This window comes from Micromonospora cremea (assembly GCF_900143515.1).
Taxonomy (GTDB): domain Bacteria; phylum Actinomycetota; class Actinomycetes; order Mycobacteriales; family Micromonosporaceae; genus Micromonospora; species Micromonospora cremea.
This window is the reverse complement of sequence record NZ_FSQT01000001.1, coordinates 2,887,971-2,906,689: the sequence shown is the minus strand read 5'-3', so window position 1 is coordinate 2,906,689 and position 18,719 is coordinate 2,887,971. Positions and strand designations below refer to the sequence as shown.

20 protein-coding genes, 1 pseudogene and 1 other annotated feature are annotated in these 18,719 nt (G+C 67.0%); of the genes and pseudogenes, 8 read left to right on the top strand and 13 right to left on the bottom strand.

Features of this window, described 5'->3' with window-relative positions:
• A partial coding sequence (locus tag BUS84_RS39030) for a hypothetical protein (protein ID WP_208869609.1) occupies positions 1-250 on the top strand: 250 nt, incomplete at its 5' end.
• A 52-nt stretch (positions 251-302) separates the two neighbouring features.
• Here BUS84_RS39030 and BUS84_RS37525 read toward each other — a convergent pair.
• Together BUS84_RS37525 and BUS84_RS13355 are read right to left on the bottom strand one after the other, a co-directional pair.
• Positions 303-1,115 (bottom strand): ASCH domain-containing protein, encoded by an 813-nt coding sequence (locus tag BUS84_RS37525; RefSeq protein WP_143728362.1) that lies wholly within the window; start codon positions 1,113-1,115, stop codon positions 303-305.
• An 868-nt stretch (positions 1,116-1,983) separates the two neighbouring features.
• Positions 1,984-2,220: a hypothetical protein gene (locus BUS84_RS13355; protein ID WP_244298517.1), complete on the bottom strand. Its 237-nt coding sequence runs from the start codon at positions 2,218-2,220 to the stop codon at positions 1,984-1,986.
• Between the two features lie 167 nt (positions 2,221-2,387).
• Between BUS84_RS13355 and BUS84_RS13350 the strand changes: the two genes are divergently transcribed.
• Positions 2,388-3,593, top strand: a complete 1,206-nt coding sequence (locus BUS84_RS13350) for an MFS transporter (RefSeq protein WP_074311797.1) — start codon at positions 2,388-2,390, stop codon at positions 3,591-3,593.
• A gap of 213 nt (positions 3,594-3,806) precedes the next feature.
• On the opposite strand, the gene BUS84_RS13345 is transcribed toward BUS84_RS13350, so the two are convergent.
• Positions 3,807-4,097: an IS3 family transposase gene (locus tag BUS84_RS13345; RefSeq protein ID WP_143728361.1), complete on the bottom strand. Its 291-nt coding sequence runs from the start codon at positions 4,095-4,097 to the stop codon at positions 3,807-3,809.
• Between the two features lie 20 nt (positions 4,098-4,117).
• Here BUS84_RS13345 and BUS84_RS13340 point away from each other — a divergent pair, with 20 nt between their 5' ends.
• Positions 4,118-5,518 carry an IS30 family transposase gene (locus BUS84_RS13340; protein WP_074308642.1) on the top strand — a complete coding sequence of 467 codons (1,401 nt, stop codon included), beginning with the start codon at positions 4,118-4,120 and terminating at the stop codon, positions 5,516-5,518.
• Here the strand turns inward: BUS84_RS13340 and BUS84_RS13335 are convergent.
• The 3 genes from BUS84_RS13335 to BUS84_RS13325 form a co-directional block, all read right to left on the bottom strand.
• Positions 5,415-6,125 (bottom strand): IS3 family transposase, encoded by a 711-nt coding sequence (locus BUS84_RS13335; RefSeq protein ID WP_074311795.1) that lies wholly within the window; start codon positions 6,123-6,125, stop codon positions 5,415-5,417. The two genes, BUS84_RS13340 and BUS84_RS13335, sit on opposite strands and share 104 nt — an antisense overlap.
• Positions 6,054-6,167 (bottom strand) — a sequence feature (AL1L pseudoknot). It overlaps the preceding gene by 72 nt.
• Positions 6,122-6,433, bottom strand: coding sequence for a transposase (locus BUS84_RS13330; RefSeq protein ID WP_074311792.1), 312 nt, complete (start codon positions 6,431-6,433; stop codon positions 6,122-6,124). Its footprint overlaps the feature before it by 46 nt. The genes BUS84_RS13335 and BUS84_RS13330 overlap by 4 nt, the downstream gene beginning before the upstream one ends.
• A 291-nt stretch (positions 6,434-6,724) precedes the next feature.
• Positions 6,725-7,144: a DUF4304 domain-containing protein gene (locus BUS84_RS13325; RefSeq protein WP_159451021.1), complete on the bottom strand. Its 420-nt coding sequence runs from the start codon at positions 7,142-7,144 to the stop codon at positions 6,725-6,727.
• A 72-nt stretch (positions 7,145-7,216) separates the two neighbouring features.
• Between BUS84_RS13325 and BUS84_RS13320 the strand changes: the two genes are divergently transcribed.
• The 3 genes from BUS84_RS13320 to BUS84_RS13310 all read left to right on the top strand — a co-directional run bounded on the left by BUS84_RS13320 (position 7,217) and on the right by BUS84_RS13310 (position 10,302).
• The gene (locus BUS84_RS13320) at positions 7,217-8,326 is read left to right on the top strand and encodes an IS630 family transposase (protein ID WP_143728360.1); all 1,110 of its coding nucleotides are present in this window, start codon (positions 7,217-7,219) and stop codon (positions 8,324-8,326) included.
• Positions 8,327-8,493: 167 nt separating this feature from the next.
• Positions 8,494-8,799 (top strand): hypothetical protein, encoded by a 306-nt coding sequence (locus BUS84_RS13315; RefSeq protein ID WP_074311788.1) that lies wholly within the window; start codon positions 8,494-8,496, stop codon positions 8,797-8,799.
• Between the two features lie 321 nt (positions 8,800-9,120).
• On the top strand, positions 9,121-10,302 hold the full coding sequence (locus BUS84_RS13310) for an SMI1/KNR4 family protein (protein WP_074311786.1): 1,182 nt from the start codon (positions 9,121-9,123) through the stop codon (positions 10,300-10,302).
• A 165-nt stretch (positions 10,303-10,467) separates the two neighbouring features.
• On the opposite strand, the gene BUS84_RS13305 is transcribed toward BUS84_RS13310, so the two are convergent.
• The 5 genes and pseudogenes from BUS84_RS13305 to BUS84_RS13285 form a co-directional block, all read right to left on the bottom strand.
• Positions 10,468-10,842, bottom strand: a complete 375-nt coding sequence (locus BUS84_RS13305; protein ID WP_074311784.1) for a hypothetical protein — start codon at positions 10,840-10,842, stop codon at positions 10,468-10,470.
• A gap of 281 nt (positions 10,843-11,123) precedes the next feature.
• A complete protein-coding gene (locus BUS84_RS13300) occupies positions 11,124-12,497 on the bottom strand; it encodes a HEAT repeat domain-containing protein (protein ID WP_159451020.1) in 1,374 nt (457 codons plus the stop codon).
• Between the two features lie 65 nt (positions 12,498-12,562).
• Positions 12,563-13,323: pseudogene (locus tag BUS84_RS36645) on the bottom strand (hypothetical protein).
• Between the two features lie 240 nt (positions 13,324-13,563).
• Positions 13,564-14,163 carry a hypothetical protein gene (locus BUS84_RS13290; RefSeq protein WP_143728358.1) on the bottom strand — a complete coding sequence of 200 codons (600 nt, stop codon included), beginning with the start codon at positions 14,161-14,163 and terminating at the stop codon, positions 13,564-13,566.
• Between the two features lie 320 nt (positions 14,164-14,483).
• Complete coding sequence (locus BUS84_RS13285) at positions 14,484-15,182, bottom strand: hypothetical protein (RefSeq protein ID WP_074311778.1); 699 nt, start codon at positions 15,180-15,182, stop codon at positions 14,484-14,486.
• A 740-nt stretch (positions 15,183-15,922) separates the two neighbouring features.
• Between BUS84_RS13285 and BUS84_RS38220 the strand changes: the two genes are divergently transcribed.
• Positions 15,923-16,096 (top strand): hypothetical protein, encoded by a 174-nt coding sequence (locus BUS84_RS38220; protein WP_159451019.1) that lies wholly within the window; start codon positions 15,923-15,925, stop codon positions 16,094-16,096.
• A gap of 247 nt (positions 16,097-16,343) precedes the next feature.
• On the opposite strand, the gene BUS84_RS40670 is transcribed toward BUS84_RS38220, so the two are convergent.
• Entirely contained in the window at positions 16,344-16,523 is a 180-nt protein-coding gene (locus BUS84_RS40670) for a tyrosine-type recombinase/integrase (protein WP_280175132.1), read from the bottom strand.
• 161 nt (positions 16,524-16,684) lie between these two features.
• On the bottom strand, positions 16,685-17,821 hold the full coding sequence (locus BUS84_RS13270; RefSeq protein ID WP_143728357.1) for a hypothetical protein: 1,137 nt from the start codon (positions 17,819-17,821) through the stop codon (positions 16,685-16,687).
• 433 nt (positions 17,822-18,254) lie between these two features.
• Here BUS84_RS13270 and BUS84_RS13265 point away from each other — a divergent pair, with 433 nt between their 5' ends.
• Positions 18,255-18,548: a DUF7336 domain-containing protein gene (locus BUS84_RS13265; RefSeq protein ID WP_074311771.1), complete on the top strand. Its 294-nt coding sequence runs from the start codon at positions 18,255-18,257 to the stop codon at positions 18,546-18,548.
• The last annotated feature ends 171 nt before the right edge of the window (positions 18,549-18,719 follow it).

The following is an 18,719-nucleotide window of genomic DNA, read 5'->3' as shown; positions in this document are numbered from 1 at the left end:
ACTTCTACGTGAGGCAACGAGGGGGGTCGACCAGCGAAGCCGGGTTGACGTGGATCAACTGCCATCGGACGGCGACATTGAGCGCCCGTCGGAGATTGGCGTGCAGCCGCCGGACGCTACCGACCGACAGGACCGTGAGCCGATCCCTGTAGAAGGAGGTCAGATGGGCAGGCGTCAGCTTGTCGAGTCGATGACGTCCCAGCATCGGCTCAATGTGGTGCACAACCCCACCCTTGACAACGACCATTGAGACTCGTCCGGTAGGGCGCTCCACCCTGGCCCCGTCCGGGAGACTGGATGGTCTACGACTGCCCGACGAGGAGATCCGCCCTAGGACCCGCGGGATTACAACGGCTTACGGCTGGAGGGTAGCTCGACCGAGGGTCGGGGTCGGGGGCCGATATTGCTGTCAGCCGGAACGTAGCGACGTCGACCACGTCCCCGTCGCCCAGCATGGGGTACTGGGTTTTGATGGCGTCGCGCAGGGCGTCGCTGTCGGGCAGCGCCTCGTGATGTGCGTCCTCCTCGGTGAGATGGTCAAGGCGGCGGGATTCGACCTTTTCAACAACCGCGTCGAGGCGTCGAATGCTCTCCCCGTCGTCAAATACGAACACGGCGGGCCCAGTTTGGACAGAATCCTGGAATCGGACCGTCGCCGTCTTCAACCCGGAGGAAATGGTGTCGTAGTGCCTCGGATGAAAGTAGACGACCCGAGGTGCGGTCGAGCCGGTCCGTGCAACGTAGCCAAAGGGCAGCAATTCCCGGACCGGCTTCGCAGCCAACTGCCCGTCGCCCGTTGGAACGATGACGAAGACATCGGGGTGCAGGTCCAGCATTACCTGTCGGCACCGACCGCAGGGGGCGATGACACCTCGGTCGCCGTCACCTACCGCCACGATCGTGATGAGTGGCGGGGCGTTGGCTGCCGCTGCCGACCCGATGACTACGAGCTCGGCGCACGGGCCGCCGGTGAAGTGGAAAACGTTGACGCCGCTGTAAATATCGCCGTTGGCGTCCATTGCTGCAGCAGCGACGGTGTGCGCGTCGCCGGTGGACGGCGAGCGAACCACAGCCTCAGCCGCTGCTACAAGCCTTCTCTCGATCTTCTCTAACACCGCTTCATACTGCCTTGATCACTTCGTCAGTCCCGGTCGGGGGCATGTCCGCGCCGCTACCTCCATTGGCGTCGTGGGTCATCCACGGGCCAGTAACCGCGGCGCGCAGCGGTCATGAGCGGGCACGAGGGGCAGTTAGCTCTGCCGCCGGCCACAGGCGTTTCGGGCATCACGGCCGGTTGAGCGCACCCTTCCAAACTAACGGTGCGGGCTGCGATGATCGCGTCGTGGGTGGTGGCCATGACAGCACCGACGACCGGCGTGCACTACGCGCGCAGCTGCATGTAGGCCAACGCCTGACCGGTCGCCACGTTCCTGCTCGACCAGGGCGAGGAACTGCGCACCGTCATGGACCTTCTGGGGTATTCCACGATCCGGATGACGGCCGACACCAACGGCCATGTCCTGCCGGCGCGGGCTCGTCAGACAGCCTCAGCCATTGATCGGGTGCTGGGCGAGGAGGGGACGGCGTGACCCCTTGGCTGTACTCGCCGCCGAGATCAACCGAGGAAAGTGCTGGTGGAGCCCAGGGGACTCGAACCCCTAACCCTGCCTTGCAAAATCAAGACTGCTGTCGGCCGGTGTAGACCGGTGCCATTTGACCTGCTCGTCCCGTCAGCTCGCGTCCGCTCATGACCGGGTGGTCGGCCGGCTTGGCTGTACGGATGGCTGTACAACGAGGCTACCGGATGATCCGCTCGGTAGCTCGGCTTGACGGGCCACAGACGGATCTGAGGCCGCTCATCCATATGGGCGATCTCGAACTCGGCTACGGTGCCGAGCGCCGGCCACTGTGCCGCAACGTAGGGCAGCATCAGGACATCCACGAAGCCCTTCAGGCAAGACCGAGGTCGACACCGACCCCCGATCACACCCGGACTTGGCACCCAGCAGACGCGAACGCGTGCTGCAGGTCGTGCAGATGCAGCCAGTCCAACCCGGCTGCCACGCGGAGGTGCTCGAAGCGCCGGTTGACGTTCCGCGGTTCCATCGCCGTGCCGATCGTGCTGGCGAAGACCAGGCCCAGATCCGACCACACCTCTCCGGCGGCGAGCCCTTCCTTCGCAACGGCAGCCTGGTTACCCTGCTCGGGATGTTGATCCACAGTTAGGAGCTGAGATGCGCCTCGCCATGGTCGCGGTCCCCGTTTCGCCGCGAGAGCACACCGCGTACTGATCGTTCGCCGCCGGTGATCGTGCCGGCAGTGCGGTGCTCCTCGCCGCGGAACGGTCCCATGCCGACCGTTTCCCTTCCTTGGCTCGAGGAGCTCTTTTGCGTGCCCTTGTATCCGCGCGTCTGGGCGCGGACTTCACCAAACTGTGGACCGCCTCGGCGGTGTCCAACATCGGCGACGGCGTCACCATGGCCGCTGGCCCGTTATTGGTCGCCTCCGTCAGTGACAATCCGGCCCTCATCGCCGGAGCCGTCTTTGCCCAGCAGTTGCCCTGGCTGCTGTTCGCCCTGATCAGCGGCGCCTACGTCGACCGGCTCGACCGGCGCCAGCTGGTCGTAGCCGTCAACCTGGTACGCGCCGTCGCCCTAGCCGGGTTGGCGGCCACCATCGCGACCGAGACCGTCACCGTGGCCATCATCTACACGGTGCTCTTCCTCCTCGGTTCCGGAGAAACCCTCGCGGACACCGCCATGAGCGCGTTGCTCCCGTCTGTCGTCGCACCCGAGAAACTGCCCAGCGCCAACGCCCGGCTCTACGCCAGCTTCACCATCGGCAACCAGTTCGTTGCCAAGCCGCTGGGCGCCTGGTTGTTCGTCATTTCCGCCGCCGCGCCATTCGGGCTCGACGCGTTCACGTTCGCCGTGGCCGCGGCACTGATAGGCGGTATCCGGCCGGTTCCCGCACCAGAGAAGCCCCAGCAGCGGGCCTCGTTGCGTGGCGAGATCGCAGCCGGTGTGCGCTGGTTGTGGCGACACCCGCTGCTGCGGACCCTCGCCGTCAGCATGGGCCTGGGCAACATCGCATTCGGTGCCGCGTTCGCGGTGTTCGTCCTCTACTGCCGGCAGCGACTAGGTTTGTCCGACGTTGGCTACGGCTTCCTGCTGACCGCCTTCGCGGTCGGCGGCCTGTTTGGAACGACAGTCGCCGCCAAGCTCACTCAAGCCTTCGGAAGCACCACCGTGCTGCGTGCCGGCCTGGTCATCGAGGTCGTCACGCATCTGGCCCTGGCGGCCACGACGACACCCTGGGTGGCCGCGGTCATCGTGGTGATCTTCAGCATCCACGCCACAGTTTGGGGTATCACCGTCGCCTCCGCCCGACAGCGGATAGTGCCCGCACAACTGCGCGGTCGCGTCGGCAGCGTGTACGCGCTGCTGGATCTGGGCGGAGCCGCGCTCGGCTCTCTCCTCGGCGGACTGTTCGCCAGCGTCTGGGAGATCACCACACCGTTCTGGATCGCCAGCGCGATGATGACTGCGATCACCGCCCTCGCCTGGCAACGGTTGCGCGAAGCAACCGCCTAACAACCCCACCCCGGCCCTGAAAGGCGGACAACGCCGCTCGGGGCCGGGGAACTCAACCAATGACTCTTCTTGCCATGGCATCCGCATCTGCCGCGACGCGCCCCAGTCGCGGACCGTTGAGGTCCCCCCGCTTTCGCGGAGTGGGGGTTACCTGGCGCCGGTCGGCTCAGGCTGAACGATAGCTGTCTGCGGTTGGGCGTTCTGCCGGGTGTGTCAGGCGGTTTCGTACTCGTCGGGGCTGAGGTAGCCGAGGTCTTTCTGAAGGCGGCGGGAGTTGTACCAGCCGTCGATGTAGGCGAAGATCGCGTTCTCGGCCTCATCGCGGGTGCGCCACGAGTTCCGGTGCACGAGTTCGATCTTCAAGGTGGACCAGAAGTTCTCCATCAGCGCGTTGTCATACGAGTCGCCGACCGAGCCCATTGAGGGCAGGATCCCGTTGTCTGACAAGCGTTCCGCGAACTTGATCGAGGTGTAGTTGGCGGATTCCAGTGGTCGTTGCAACACCTCAATCAAGGGGTGTGTGCATGGGTAGGCCACCAGGTTGGGTGACGGAGGTGACGGGCAGGCCAGCGATGCGATCGCCGGGCCGGCCGGGTGTGAACGAGCACCGGGAGGTGCGGCGGCAGTTCTGGCGTCGGATCGCCGAAGGTCTGTCGAGCGAGGAAGCTGCGGCGGCGTGTGGTGTGTCGCAGCCGGTGGGTGGGCGCTGGTTTCGTCAGGGTGGCGGTATGGCACCTTTGTCGCTGGTTCCGCCGTCGGGCCGGTATCTGTCCTTCGCCGAGCGTGAAGAGGTCGCGCTGCTCAAAGCACAAGGCAAGGGCGTGCGAGAGATCGCTCGAGCGGTAGGCCGTGACGCGTCGACGATTTCGCGAGAGCTGCGCCGCAACGCCGTGACTCGTGGCGGCAGCCTGGACTACCGTGCCGTGGCCGCGCAGTGGCATGCCGAGCGTCGTGGCCGTCGCCCGAAAACCGCGAAGCTGGCGGCGAACCAGCTGCTGCGCGACTACGTGCAGAAGCGGCTCGCCGGCACGATCACCGACGTTGATGGTCGGCCGATCCCGGGCCCGAACGTGCCGTGGAAGGGACGCCGGCACGGGCGTCGCGCAGATCGGCGATGGGGCACGGCCTGGAGCCCGGAACAGATCAGTCGGCGGTTGCGGGTGGACTTCCCGGATGATGAGTCGATGCGGATCTCGCACGAGGCGATCTATCAGTCGCTCTACGTTCAAAGCCGCGGTGCGCTGCGCCGTGAGCTGACGGCGTGCTTGCGCACCGGCCGGGCGTTACGGGTGCCGCAGGCGCGCACCCGTAGACGGGGCAAGCACTTCCTCAGCCCAGAGGTCATGATCAGCCAACGGCCGGCGGAGGTCACCGACCGGGCCGTGCCAGGCCATTGGGAGGGCGACCTGATCATCGGCCTGGAACGCTCGGCCATCGGCACGCTGGTCGAGCGCAGCACCCGGTTCACGATGCTTCTGCACCTGCCCCGCATGGATGGCTACGGTCAGCAGCCTGTGGTGAAGAACGGCCCGCCGCTGGCCGGGCACGGCGCCGAAGCGGTCCGAGACGCTATCGCCGACCAGATCACCAACCTGCCCGAGCAGCTACGCCGCTCGCTGACCTGGGACCAGGGAGCCGAGATGGCCCAACATGTCCAGCTGCGTCTGGACATCGGTCTCGAGGTCTACTTCTGCGACCCGCACAGTCCCTGGCAGCGCGGCACCAACGAGAACACCAACGGACTGCTGCGCCAGTACTTCCCTAAAGGCACCGACCTATCACGACACAGCATCACCGACCTCGAGGCCATCGCCGCCGTGCTCAACAGTCGGCCCCGCAAGTCTCTGGAGTGGAGAACGCCAGCAGAGGCCCTGGACGAACACCTAAGATCAATCCAACAGGCCGGTGTTGCAACGACTCCTTGAACCTAAGGTTCGACCCGCGGTCGCTGTGGTGGATCAACTCCTGGTCACGTACGTCGCGGGACCAGATGCCGTATTCGAGGGCGCCGAGGATGAGTTCGGTGTTGCAGCGGTCGCCGGCCTTCCAGCCGACGATCCGGTTGGAGAACGCGTCTCGCACGGCGGCGACCCAGAAGACGCCCTCACCGGTCGGGATGCGGGTGGCGTCAGCGACCCACAACCGGTTCGGCACCGCCGCGGTGAACTGCCGGTTCACCAGATCCGGCGCCGGCGTGGCCCGAGGGTCCTGACGGGTGGAGCCGCCGCGCCAGCCTCGGCGCAGGAACGCGCCCTGCCAACCCTGCACGGCCATCAACCGCTCCACCCGCTTACGGCCGACGCGAATGCCGTCGCGGCGTAGCTGCTGGTGGACACGGTCAGCGCCGTAGGTGCGACCCGAGGCCTCCCAGACCTCGTGGATGTTGCTCAACAAGCCCCGGTCGACCAGGTCCCGGTCGCAGGGCTGCTCGGCCTGGCGCAGCCAGCCGTAGTAGGTCGAGGCGGTGATGCTCAGGACCCGTAGCAGGAGCGCGACCGCGAACTGGTCACGGTGTTCGTCGATGAACCTCATGACCGTCGCCGGGTCGGGTCGAGCTCCGCTGCGAAATACGCGCTCGCCGCCTTCAGGATCTCGTTCGCCCGCCGCAGCTCAGCGACTTCCTTGCGCAGCCGCCGGTTCTCCTCGGCCACCTCGGTCGTCGGCCGGTCCTCGCGCTCACCACGGTCGGCCTCGTCCTGCCGGATCCAGTTCCGCAACGCCTCCGGATGCACACCCAACTGCTCGGCCAGCCGCTTGATCACCGGCTTCGGATCCGACTCCCGATACAGCCGAACGGCACGTTGCCGCAGCTCATCCGGGTACTTCTTCGGTGCTGCCACGAAAGACTCCTCCCCATGGCCATCAGACCATGATCAGAAGACTCCGTGAAACCGGGGGGACCTCACGTGAGGGCTTCGCGGCTCCTCTTGAGGATCATGTCGGGCATCAGGTGGGAGGCGAGCGTCAAGCATGTCCCATGACAGGACACCGTTGCCACGGCGCGCACTGCCGAATTGCGCTCTATCAGATAAAGGTGGCCCGCACGCGGGCCGCGCCGGCTTGGCCCCGGCCTGCTGGCGACCTCCGGCCGGCATCGGCCGGGCTGGCCGGCCGTGTCGAAGGCCCTTGGATCAAAGCCGTTCGCGCAGACTTGGAAGGCCATACGCGCTGATGGCGGCGACGACCTCGCTCGCAACACCCTTGGCCTCAGCATCCTCGTCCAGGTTCCACCAGACGTCCTTGTCCACAGGCATCACGTGGCCCAGGCGACAGGACCAGACGAAATGACCGTAGAAGGTGCGCGGCGACGGCTTCTCCGGTAGGTGGCCCTGCTCACGCCTGCGCGACTCCCAGACGAGCCGTGATACGGCGCAGAGGTTGACGGTGAACGTCAGGGACTCGCTGGTGTTGAACCGCGAGGATTGGAACCCGAGCAACGCCCAGGACTCCGGGTCCGGCAGGCTGTACCGCGAGCTGAAGCCGAGGGCGCGTAGAGCGGGAGCAATATCGTCGCGCAGCATCGCACGATAGGTAGCCCGCACGTCGCCCACGTCATCACCCGCTCTGGTCTGACAACCAGAACCTAGTGTCCTGAGTCGTTGGTTCATTGCTAGATTGATGGCGTGGGTGATGGTCGTGGTCCGAAGTTGGCGTTGCTGGCGTTGACCGCTGAGGAGCGGGACGTGTTGCAGGGCTGGGCTCGTCGTGGAAAGACGGCGCAGGCGTTGGCGTTACGGGCGCGGATCGTGTTGGCGTGCGCGGATGGCCTGTCCAACAGCGAGGTATCACGGCAGCTCGGGGCGTCGCTGCCGACGGTTGGTAAGTGGCGCAAGCGGTTCATCACGCAGCGACTGGCAGGGCTGCAGGACGAGCCTCGTCCTGGCGCGCCGCGGAAGATTACCGACGCGCAGGTCGAGGCGGTCATCGTCAAGACCCTCGAAGAGGCGCCGTCCAACCGGGATAGCCACTGGTCGACCCGGTCGATGGCGAAGGCGGCCGGGCTCAACCAGACGGCCGTGTCGCGGATCTGGCGGGCGTTCGGGCTCAAACCGCACCTGGTTGACACCTGGAAGCTGTCCACCGATCCGTTGTTCATCGACAAGGTTCGTGACGTGGTCGGGCTGTACCTCGATCCGCCGAACAAGGCGATGGTCCTCGCAGTCGACGAGAAATCCCAGATGCAGGCCCTCGATCGCACCGCGCCGATGCTGCCGATGATGCCGGGTGCGCCTGAGCGCCGCACCCACGACTACGTGCGGCACGGCACCACGAGCCTGTTCACCGCGCTGGACATCGCCACCGGCAAGGTGATCGGCCAGCACCAGCGTCGGCACCGCCATCAGGAGTTCCTGCGCTTGCTCAAGACCATCGACGCCAGCACGCCGCCCGAGTTGGACCTGCACCTGATCTGCGACAACTACGCCACCCACAAGACCCCGGCGATCCGCACCTGGCTGGCTGCACATCCCCGCTTCCACCTGCACTTCACACCAACCTCCGGCAGCTGGCTCAACCTGGTCGAACGCTGGTTCGCTGAACTGACCAACCGCAAGCTCCGCCGCTGCACGCACCGCAGCGTCAAAGCCCTCGAAGACGACGTCAACGCCTGGATCGCGGCATGGAACGACGACCCGAAACCCTTTGTCTGGACCAAAACCGCCGACCAGATCCTCGACAACCTCGCCAACTACTGCGCCCGGATCAATAAAGCTTCCAACGACTCAGGACACTAGCGCCAAGCATGAACGACCCGGGGCGCTGCCCCGAACCCGGCCCTTCCTCGGAGATCAGGACGGAGCGTACGCCGGGCGGGATCTCCTCGCCCGTGCACCGAGACGGCTGCCCCAGAACCCCCGGCTACCCTGGCTTACCGAAGGCGTTCGCCCACTTTGGAGTCGTCATGCCCTTGCACATCCAGCAGGCTCTTGGCCTCATCGGATTCGGCCTGCTCCTTGGGTTCGTCGGCCTCGTCTGGGTAGCGAACCTCTTCGGTGTCGCGGACGAGCACGCCAGTCGGATCGCGCGGAGTTCATCGACTCGCTGGATGGCTCGCTTGGTGGAAGGCCGCGAGGTGGCCCCGGAGGAGATGAAGCGCCACGGCGGGATGGCCCTCGGCCGGTACATCTGGGGGATTGGGCTCATGCTCGTCGGCTTACTCTTCGTTGGCAATGGCGTTGTTGACCTGATCTCAGCAGCAGCCGAGTAACAGCACGCGACCAATCGGGTGGCACAGCGCGGGACCCCTCACCAGGCACGATCTCGGGGCTCCGCCCCGAACCCCGGCCTTCCCTCGGAGATCAGCGGCGGACAAGGCGCCGGGCGGGCTCCCCTCCGTAGTGAGCCTCTGGTCCTGCGCCGACGGCGTTGTCGCAGCGGCATGGGCGCGGCCTGACCCGGTGAGAGTCGCCGGTGCACCCCGCACGCCGGTGCACTTGCTGGGCCATCCAACATCCGACGAGCCGCTGTCGGTACCTGGCGGGAAAAGGTGGCCGTGCAAACCTGACGGGGCCGATGCCACAATCCGCTCGTGGATACGTCGTCCTTCGCCGCGATTTTCGGCCCGCCGTCGGCCGTCCCTGTCCCCGTCGACTGGGACGCGGTGGAGTCCTGGCTCGGTCTTCCCCTGCCCGGCGACTACAAGTCAGTGGCTTCCGCATACGGGCCGCTCGACATCGGTGAGTTCGTCTGGTTGCACACTCCCTGTGTCCAAGAGGGGCGTTTTGACTACGCCACCTGGCTGCGGGACACCCACCGACACTGCCGCATCTCCTCTCGGGAGGCCCCGCCGTATGAGCCTCCGGCTTTGCATCCCGCGCCTGGTGGCTTGCTCGCCTGGGGGATGACACGGTCGGCGAGCTACCTGTTCTGGGAGACCGCAGCGTCTGAAGATCCGGACCGGTGGCCTGTGGTTGTCTTCCATCAGGATGCCGTCTGCCAGAGCGTCAAGCCATGGCACAGCTACGACATGCCGTTGCTGGACACGCTGTCCGCAGCCGTTCGCACCGGGCTTCCGCTGCCCGGCGGCGGGAGGATTGGGCCGCTGCCGGCGACCGCGCGGCGGACAGCTTTCCTAAACGACGCCGGCCCATGGACCCCGCCCGCGCCCCGGCCGGAGGTGGTACCCGAGGCGCAGCGGCGGGCCGCGCTCACTGAGGGTATCGGGCTGGAGGCGCTGAGCCTGCTGGTGCCACCGCCTGCGGCTCCCTACCTCGGCGGCGGCACCTGGGAGGAACTGTTCGAGGAGCTAGGCACGCGGCTGCCCGCTGAGTACGTGGCTCTGATGGACCGCTACGGGGCCGGCTGCTGGTCGAAGTGGCTGAGCTTCGTCACGCCATTGCGGACCAATGGCCGCGGGTTCGCTTACCACGCCGCGCAGGCACTAGACGGGTACCGCAGCCTTCGCGCGGACTTTCCCCAGTACCACCCACTGCCTGTCTGGCCTGAACCTGGAGGCTTCCTACCCTTCGCGAACTCGATTGACGGCGATCAGTTTGGATGGCTGACCGAGGGGGACCCTGACAAGTGGCCGCTGATCGTCTCACCCCGTCATGCCGACCAAGGGCCGCCACTGCCTAGCAACCTGACGGACACCCTGTTGGAGTGGCTGCGTGGACAATTCGCCACGGAGGGACTTCCCCGCCTGGACAAACTCGACGATCCGCTGGAGTTTATCGATTTCGAGCCATGGGACGACGAAACGTACTGGTAAACATGGTCTCCTGGCCGGCGTCCAAACCGCTGGACCGCCTGACACCACCTCGGCACCGCACGCACCGGGGGGGTGCCACGACGCGCCACGGGCGTGCCCGCGCTGAGCTGCATCGTGAACGGCGCGATGCCCTCTCTTTCCGATGATCGATCGAACCGCTGGTAGCTACCGGTCGACCTGCCAGCCGACGCTGGCCGGCGGGTGACCGTGATCGACGATGTGTTCCACGATCGCGAGCGCTTGCCCAAGCGGAACAGTGTCGCGGTCGCTGTATGCGTCGTGCTGCCCGTTGCTGAGGACGAACCCGTCCTGTTGACCGGTCCCGGTCGGGTCGATGGCGTGCTCACCGGGGTCGCTCGGTTCATCCAGCAGCATGACCGAGGCGCGGGTGCCGTCGCTAACGACAGCGAGCAGTCGTCCTCGGTCGTGCTCGAACCACGTTTCGAGCCTTCCCTGGCCGATTCGGCTCCGAACGACGTCAGCAGCCTGCACACCGGTCAACGGCGCGTGACGATCCGGCTCGCGCCAGTGGCCATCCATGAGGCGGAACGGTATCGGCTACCCGCTCGTGAAGCACTCTTCTGACGCGATCCGCGCGGTTGTGCCTCCTAGCGAAGTTGCAGAGCGATGGTTGGCTTGGCCGGTGAGAGCCGACTTCGCATCCTCGGTGTGCTCCTGTTCGGCGTTGGGCTGGTGAGGGGCGTGGCGGTAAGTTGGCCCGTGCCGTTCTCTCATGTCATGCCGCGATGAACAGCGCCGCGCAGCACCAGCCCAACAAGGGCGTTGACGTTATCGTCGAATGACGGCCAGCTCCAGCAGTGTCAGGCCTGCGAACCGGGGGCGCAGCCGGACTCATGATCGGAGTCGCTGTCACACCACCGGGTCATCGCCGCCTCGTCGCGGGGCAGGTTGTAGGCGTCCAGGAGCATGCTGACCATCGCGCCGTCGTTCAGGATTCCGCTGTGCTGCAGTCCGGCGACGGCGGTGCGCTGATCGGCGTCCAGGTCGGTGAAGGCGGTGCCGTCCGCTATCGGGCCGGTGAGGAAGGCGGTGTCGAGGGCGGCACGCAGCAGCAGGTAGCGATCGGTGTCGTCAGCCGGTGCGTTCAGCCGGTCGACAAGGGTTTGCACCCGGTCTGGGGCGACTGCCGGGTCGAGGTCTCGGATGGTGAGTGCGGCGAACGTCGCCATGTCACCGTTAAGCATCGGCCAGTACGGGACCGGGCCGACGGCTCCGAACAGGCAGGCGTACAGCTCCTCGATCAGCGGCCGGTCGGGGCGCGACACCAGACGTGCCAGCCCCAGTACCACCGACCAGCGCTCTCCCCGGTTGTCGCTGCCGCGGCGGGCTGACAGCGCGTTGACCAGCTCAGGGTCGTCGGCGCCGCCGCAGAGTCCCGCGGCCACGGAGGCGGCCGCTGTGACCATGGGCTGCGGTTCGGCGCCGATCAGGTGGGCCAGGGCCGGCGCGATCGACTCCCGTTCTTCGGGGAACCAGGCCAGCAGGTGGGCGGCGTGCAGCCGTACCGGGGTCTCGGGAGACGCCAGGGCGGCGAGGTACGCGGGCACGCCGGCCCGCGCCGCGTCGTACGCCGCGATCTGCCAGCGCGCGGCGTCGCGGTCGCTTTCCACGTCGGAGAACTCGTTGCGGCGCGCTCGGGCCCGGCGCTCGTGGTCAGTACTTCCCGCTGCCGCCCAATCGGCCTGCTTCTGTTCCAACTGAGCTCGGGTGAGATGGGCCTGGCGCTCCACCTCGCGTCGCGCCTTCGCCACGTCAGGGCGGTCGATCAGCCAAGAACTTTCATCCCCTACCGCGATGGCCGCCAGCACTTGACAGGCGGCGAAGCGGTCCGGTGCCTTGGGATCAGCGACGATCTCGACCAGGAACGGCGTCGCTACTGCGCTTGCCTCGTACCTTGAGCCCTGGTGCACCAGGAGGTCGAACAGCCCCTGGTAGGCACTGCGGCGGGCCTCCCTGTCGCGCGAGCGCAGCCGGCCCAGCAGGTCAGGCACCTCCACCGCTTGCCCATACGCGTGCTGCACCGAGCTCCAGTCGACCGCATCCCATGATCTCTGTCGTCGCCACACCGGCAGCAGGCTATAGCTTGAACCGCTTGCCGTCCGCCCCGCGGTCTGAGGGTGGGGACCCGCATTCGGCCAGAAGTGGCGCAGCAGATCGGGGGAGCGGAGCGACAACCCCGCACCGGCCAACCCAGGCGGCTCGCCGTACTCGATCTCCGGGTCAGGGTCGCCGTCCAGGGTCAGGAATGGTGCCACCTTCGTGCCGCTGCAAGGCCAGTGCGGGTGGCCAAGCGGTGCACGGCTTGATGGGTGAGCTCGTCAGCCGCCTGCTGGCTGGTCCCGCCGGTCAGCAGTCCTGCCGTGAGGGCCTCGGCGAGGCGAGCGTCGATGCGTCCCAGCCGCATGCGCAACGGGTCGACGGTGACGCCGAGGCGGCCGGCGACGGGTTCGATCGCACGCCGCCCGAGCCGGACGTCGATGTAGGGCTGCTCACGTCCTCCCGGTCCAGGATGCCCAGCCCGACCGCCCGTCGCACGAGCAAGTCCGGGTGCCCGTAGGGCACGGCGGGGGTACGAGGACCGGTGACATGCTCGACGTTATCCACCGACGTGTACTCGCCGGCCTGCTGGCGCAGGGTGTAGCCGGCCCGGAACGCCGCCCGGCGCAGCGCCGCGTAGGGAGCGTCGCGGGCCAGGTCGACCCGGTCCCGTAGGGCGGCCAGGAACCCGGAAGGACCTCCGCGCCGACGTCGTCGGGGTCGCCGCCATAGCCCGCGCACAGGTGGTTGGCGTAGCGGCGCAGGGCCGGCATTGCGATGCCGACCGCGGCGATCACCTACGCCGGTCCGTCAAGCCGGGCGTGGCGAATCAGCTCCCGCCACACCTCGTCGCGCGGCGAAGGCGCGCGGGTGTGCCAGGAGCCAGTCCCGCAGCGCCAAAAGGGTCATGACTTTGTCGGGCAGGCCGGCGTCAGGATCGAACGTGTCAAGGTCGAGTGTCATCGGCGCGGGGTCGCAGGTCAGTGCCACGAACGCGGCGTCGGCGGCGTCAAGCGGCGAGGCGGGCCATTCGATGTCAGCGACGCTTCGCCGAGAGCCGTCGTGCAGTCGCAGGGCCTGCTGGCGGTCGGGGCGAATAGCCGCTGAGTCAACACCCGGGCAGACCTGGTCCCCGGCTCGGCTCGGGCGGCACGACAGGCGTCAGCCTGAGATGTGTGTCCTGTCCGAGCGGTGCCCTGGCACTCAGATCTGGGGGATGACGTGCTGGGCGAGTTCGGTGAGCTTGCTTTGCGGCACGATCGTTGGGCCGGTGAACAACAGCAGTCGCAGCTCCTTCTCGTAGGGCACGACGACGGCCAGCACCCGAGCGCCGTCGCTTTCATAGGTAACGGCGTCCGTACCCAGATCTTCGATCCTGGTCGTCTTCGCGCCGCTGCCGTTGGCGATGGCGTCGATCGACTCTCGCGCAGTGTCGGCCCGATCCGGATTGACCTGCACAATGAAGGAGAGTGCTTCCTGGCCGTCGCGGCCGTAGGCACAGGAGTACCTGCGCCTTGCCTCGGTCTCGTCGACCGGCTGTTCCTCGGCGCTCAGCTTCGTGTCGGCGGACCCGCCGAGCACCTTAACGGTTACTTCGGCGGGCAGCAGCTTGCAAGCAGAGGTGATCTCCGCGAGCCGAGCCGGTGCGCTGACTTGCGGCGCGCTCGACGTTGGCGCTTCCCAGGCAACCCCAGCATCCGCTTGCTGCCCATCACCGCCGCAGGCCGAGCCGCCGATCAGTACCGCTGCCATCGCCACGGCCATCTCGGCCGATCGGCGGGTCCTGCCTCGCTTCATCAACATCGTGCGCCTCCTGATCTTCAGGAGCTGACCCTAACGAGTCCGATCTGTCGCAAGAGAAGGAGTTGTGGCAATGCTCACGAAATTCCCCACCGGCTCTGAGGGCGTGTTTGAGAGGCTGTCGATCAGGTCCAGGTGAGTGCGGCGGGCTTGACGAGCGTGCGGCCCGGTCGCGGGTGATTCGGCGGGTCATGCCGGCGATGGCGGCCCGGATCTCCGTTTCGGAGACTTCGGGGTGGCGTTCGTAGTCAGCAGGGCGGGCATTGCCACGCTCGGTGTTGCCCTGCGCCGACTTGCCTGAACCGTTGACGCGGGCTTCCCGGTCAGCTCGGGTAGCCCGTCCCCCGCGGCGGGGACTGCCAGCGCGTCGCGTCTGGCTGCCAGGGCTCGTTCGTGGAATGGCTGCGCGGCGAATCGGTCCAGCGTGAACCGCCGGCCATCGCCGGCGCCGGTTCATCGGACTTACCCGGCTTCGTCGGATCCTCACCCTGCTTCGTCGAGCCGAGCCCGTCCGCGCCGAGCGGGCGGTCCCGTTCCGATACCGGCGGGATGATCGTGTCCGGGACAACGTTCGTCGGCTCATCGGCGTCCGACTGCGGCCAGCGCCGCCACCGCTGGACACTGGCGACCCCGACCAGGAGCAGCGAGCCCAGCAGCAGCGTCGTCCCGGTCCGTACGGGGGTGAGCAAGTCAATCTGGTAACCCGCCACGCTCAGCTGGTGACTGAGTAGGTCCAGCAGCCGTGCCGGGCTGAACAACAGGCCTGCGTAGCTGACCATGTACGCAAGTCCGGTCAGCACCGAGCCGATCGGGGAGATCCGGACGGTGGCGATGAGCCCGAGGAGAAGGCCAGCAGCCGCCAGTACCAGCAACGGCTTCAGCAGAGCGTTAGGGTCGAGCGCACCACCATTGTCCTGCGCATCCGCGAACACCCCCAGGGACCGGCCTTGTCCAGCGGCGAGCAGGACCCAGGCCAGCGGACCCACGATGAGCGCGGCGATTACGGTCTTGATGTGTCGCATGCGGGCAAGGTACCGAGCTTCCCTCGTTGATCGACAACCCGATAAGCAAAACTTAAACTTGCCGTCAGGCAACGTCGTCCGGCTAGCTGACGGTGTCGAAGGTGGGCTGTCAGCGTGCGTAGCGCTCGGCGAGTTCCGCGCCGATCCGGGCGAGTTCCCGGCGATTGCTGGCGGGTAGCCGCTGGGCGTGCGCGACGAGTGCCACCACGATCCCCTCCACGCCCAGGGTCCGCGGCCGGGTTACCAGCGCGTCCAGGATTTCGCCGAGTGCCGCGCGGTGTCGACTGTGGTCACGGCTGACCTATCCGGCGGTTGCGTGGTGGTAACGGGCGGGATCGAAGCCCGCGCCGAGCGTCTCAACAGGGTCATCGCGGTCTAGGCTGGCCGGGTCGGCCAGAGCGGCGAGCAGGTGTTGACACCAGGCAGCGCCGCCGACCTCCTTGGCGCTCACCGGCCACGGCGGCGGGGACGAGCAGGCGAACTGATACTCCAGGTATCCGGGCGACCATGTGACCGGGCCGCCGGTCTCGGGCGCTCCACCTTGTCCCCGTCCGGGGAGGCTGGAAGGTCGGAGACTGCCCGACGAGGAGCTCGGCAGGACAGCCAAGCTTGGGTGCAGGCAATAGAGTCAGCCCCGCCAGACAGCTGCGTTCACAATGGAGGTCAGGTTGCGTAGGGCTCTGTCCATCATCGGGACCGTCCTCGGCCTGATCATTGCTCTGTACTTCATCGTTCGGGCCGTGATTGAGCTGTTCATCATCGACTTCTCGGACCCTGCCAGCTACCGGAATGACTGGGGCGGGCCGGACCTGCCGGGGGTCCTTGCCGTCCACTGCGGTCCCGGGTTCCTGGCGGCTGCCATCATCGTCCTCGTCATGATGCGCCGATCGCGGGTCAAGGCTGAGAGGGTCTGACGAAGAGCCGATCCTGTACAGCCATCCGTACCGTCAAGACCACCGGCTGACGCCGACGTCATCAGACAACGGCAGACGGGCTGACCAGGGATGCAGCCACTCGACCAGCCATCCGCGATCTCCTTCTAATCCCAAGGCCGCAGGTTCGAATCCTGCCGGGCGCACCACCATTACCGCAGGTCAGCGGCTTTCCGCTCCCGGTCCTAGCGATCATCACGGCTTTCGTACAGCCATTCGTACAGCCAAGTCATCCGAAGAGGTGCTTTGCGGCCTCGTCCACGGCGGCCCGCTCGATCTCCGGCAGGACATGGGCGTAGGTGTTCATCGTCAGCCCGATCTGGCTGTGCCTGAGCACCTTCATCACGGTCCGAGGCGAGGCACCGGAGACGAGCAGGAACGTCGCGCAGGCGTGCCGCAAGTCGTGCAGCCGCAGCCAGTCAAGGTCAGCCGCGGCTCACCTCGCCGAGCACCGCAAGGGCTACCAGCCCTTCCGGACGGGGACCAGGTCGTTCGTCCGGTAGGGCGTCCACCTGGTCCCCGTCTGGAAGGGCTGGACGGTCTGGCGACTGCCCGACGAGGAGATCCGCTTCAAGGACGCGGAGAGTAGGTAACTTGCTCTCGACGACTGGCGGTCGCTGAGTCGGCGACGCCAGGAAGGAAGGGCAGCGTGAGGAGTGCTGCCACGACAAGGGTTCCGGTCACGGGGTTGCTGAAGGGAGCAGGGCCGTGATCGACCGGCGCGACGCCAACCCCCGCGGCGCTGAGGATGCCGGCGATCGCCAGGATGATGATCAGGGGGTCAAGAAGTTGATGCCGACAGGGTCCCCGCCAGGCCCCAGCGGCGGCTCCGCCCGCAGCGGCCATCATAGTGATGAGCATCAGGGCGAACGCGTTCTCGATGCCCCCGGCGTTGTCGTTAGGAAAGCCCGAACGGAGGTAGGCGGCGAGCACGAGTGACGGCCCGAGTATCGCGGCGTACATCCCCGCGAACCTGGGCCCACCACGTCGTGTCCCCCACCAGGCGGTGCCGGCGGTGATCGCCGCCATGATCGCCAGCGGAATGATGTCTGCCAAGCGAGCAACGGCGCTCCTCCCGCTGTAGCCGTAGAGCATGCCCAGCGCGGCCGTGTACCCGCCGCTGTGCGACGTTGACGCCAGCCCGACCAGCCACAGCCACGCCCAGCTCAGGGTGGCGCCGACAGCCGCCCGGGCAGACCAGAGCGCCCCGAACGCTGCCACGGTGCCGAGTGCGAGCCCGACGATGGCGGCCTCACGTACCGAGGCCACGGTTAGCGAGGTGTATGGCGGTGGCCGCCCAATCGCCACCTCCCGGACGGCCACAGGAATGCCGACCAGTGCGCCCACCGCCGCCGCCAGGGTCAGCGCCACCGTTGTCACCGCCCGACCCGGGCCAGTCAATCGAGGCACCGCGAGCCGTCCGACCATCGCACCGACCAGGACTGCCATGGTCTGGAACCAGGTGATGAACGTGGTGATGAACCAGCTGGACTGATCGCCGCCCGGGTCGCAGAAGCAGGCATGCCAGTCAAGGACCCGGGTACGGCTGCCGAGCCACGGCTGCCCGACCGCGAGCAGCGCGCTACCGCCAACCGCCAGCATCGGTCCGATAGACAGCCGGGCCACTCTAGACATGGGCGGCACGGTAACAGCGCCTCCCATCAGCAGATCGATCTGGACCGGCCGACGACCCAGCTGACGAGTCAAGCCCTGCGATCAGCAGTCGCGGAATCTCCTGCACCGGGCCCGACAGTCCGGCCGAGGCTATGGACGATGGTCAGCACCCGACCGGCGTACAGCCATCGGTACAGCCAAGGACAGCGGCAGTGGCCGACGACGCCCGACAACCACGTACGGGCTGATCAGGGGCGCGGCGGCCTGACCAGCCATCCGCGATCTTCTTCTAATCCTGAGGCCGTCACGGGCCGTCGGTGGGCCAGTAGCCGGGGCGCGTAGCGGTCACGATCGGGCACGAGACGCAACCGGCCACCCTTCGGCTCCCAGCGTTTCGGGCATCACGACCGCTTGAGCACGCTCTTCCAAGCTGACGCTCCGCGCCGCCCCTCAGCGGGTTCGCCGTGCCCGGGGTTCGTCATGCCGCTCCCCTGAGGCAGAGCGGCAACGGGTAGCGTCCGGCTGCATGGAGGTCTTCCTTCTCTGGCATGTCCGCCACGCCCGGTGGCTCGACGGGCGACCAACCCCGCATCGAGACGAAGTCGGCGAGCTCACCTGGGACGAGGAAGACGGCGACGATCTCAAGATTCTGGGGGTGTACTCGTCGCAGGCGCGAGCGGAGGACCGGATACAGCGGGCCAGGGAGCTACCGGGCTTCCGCGACGAGCCTGACTGCTTCTACATCAACGGCTGCACCGTCGACCAGGACGAGTGGAACGAGGGCTTTGTGTCCATCCTGCGCGCCGATCAAGCCGACTAGACAGACAGCCGCTCATCCCGTGACGGGTACAGCCATTCGTACAGCCAAGCCAGTAGACGAGCCCCTGCGACCGGAGACCGCAAGCGACAAGCCGGGCAGGGCAACAGCAGTCGCCGACGTCGGCCGACAGCTAGCTTGATCTTTGCAAGATCAAGCGCCCTGTCGGCCGGC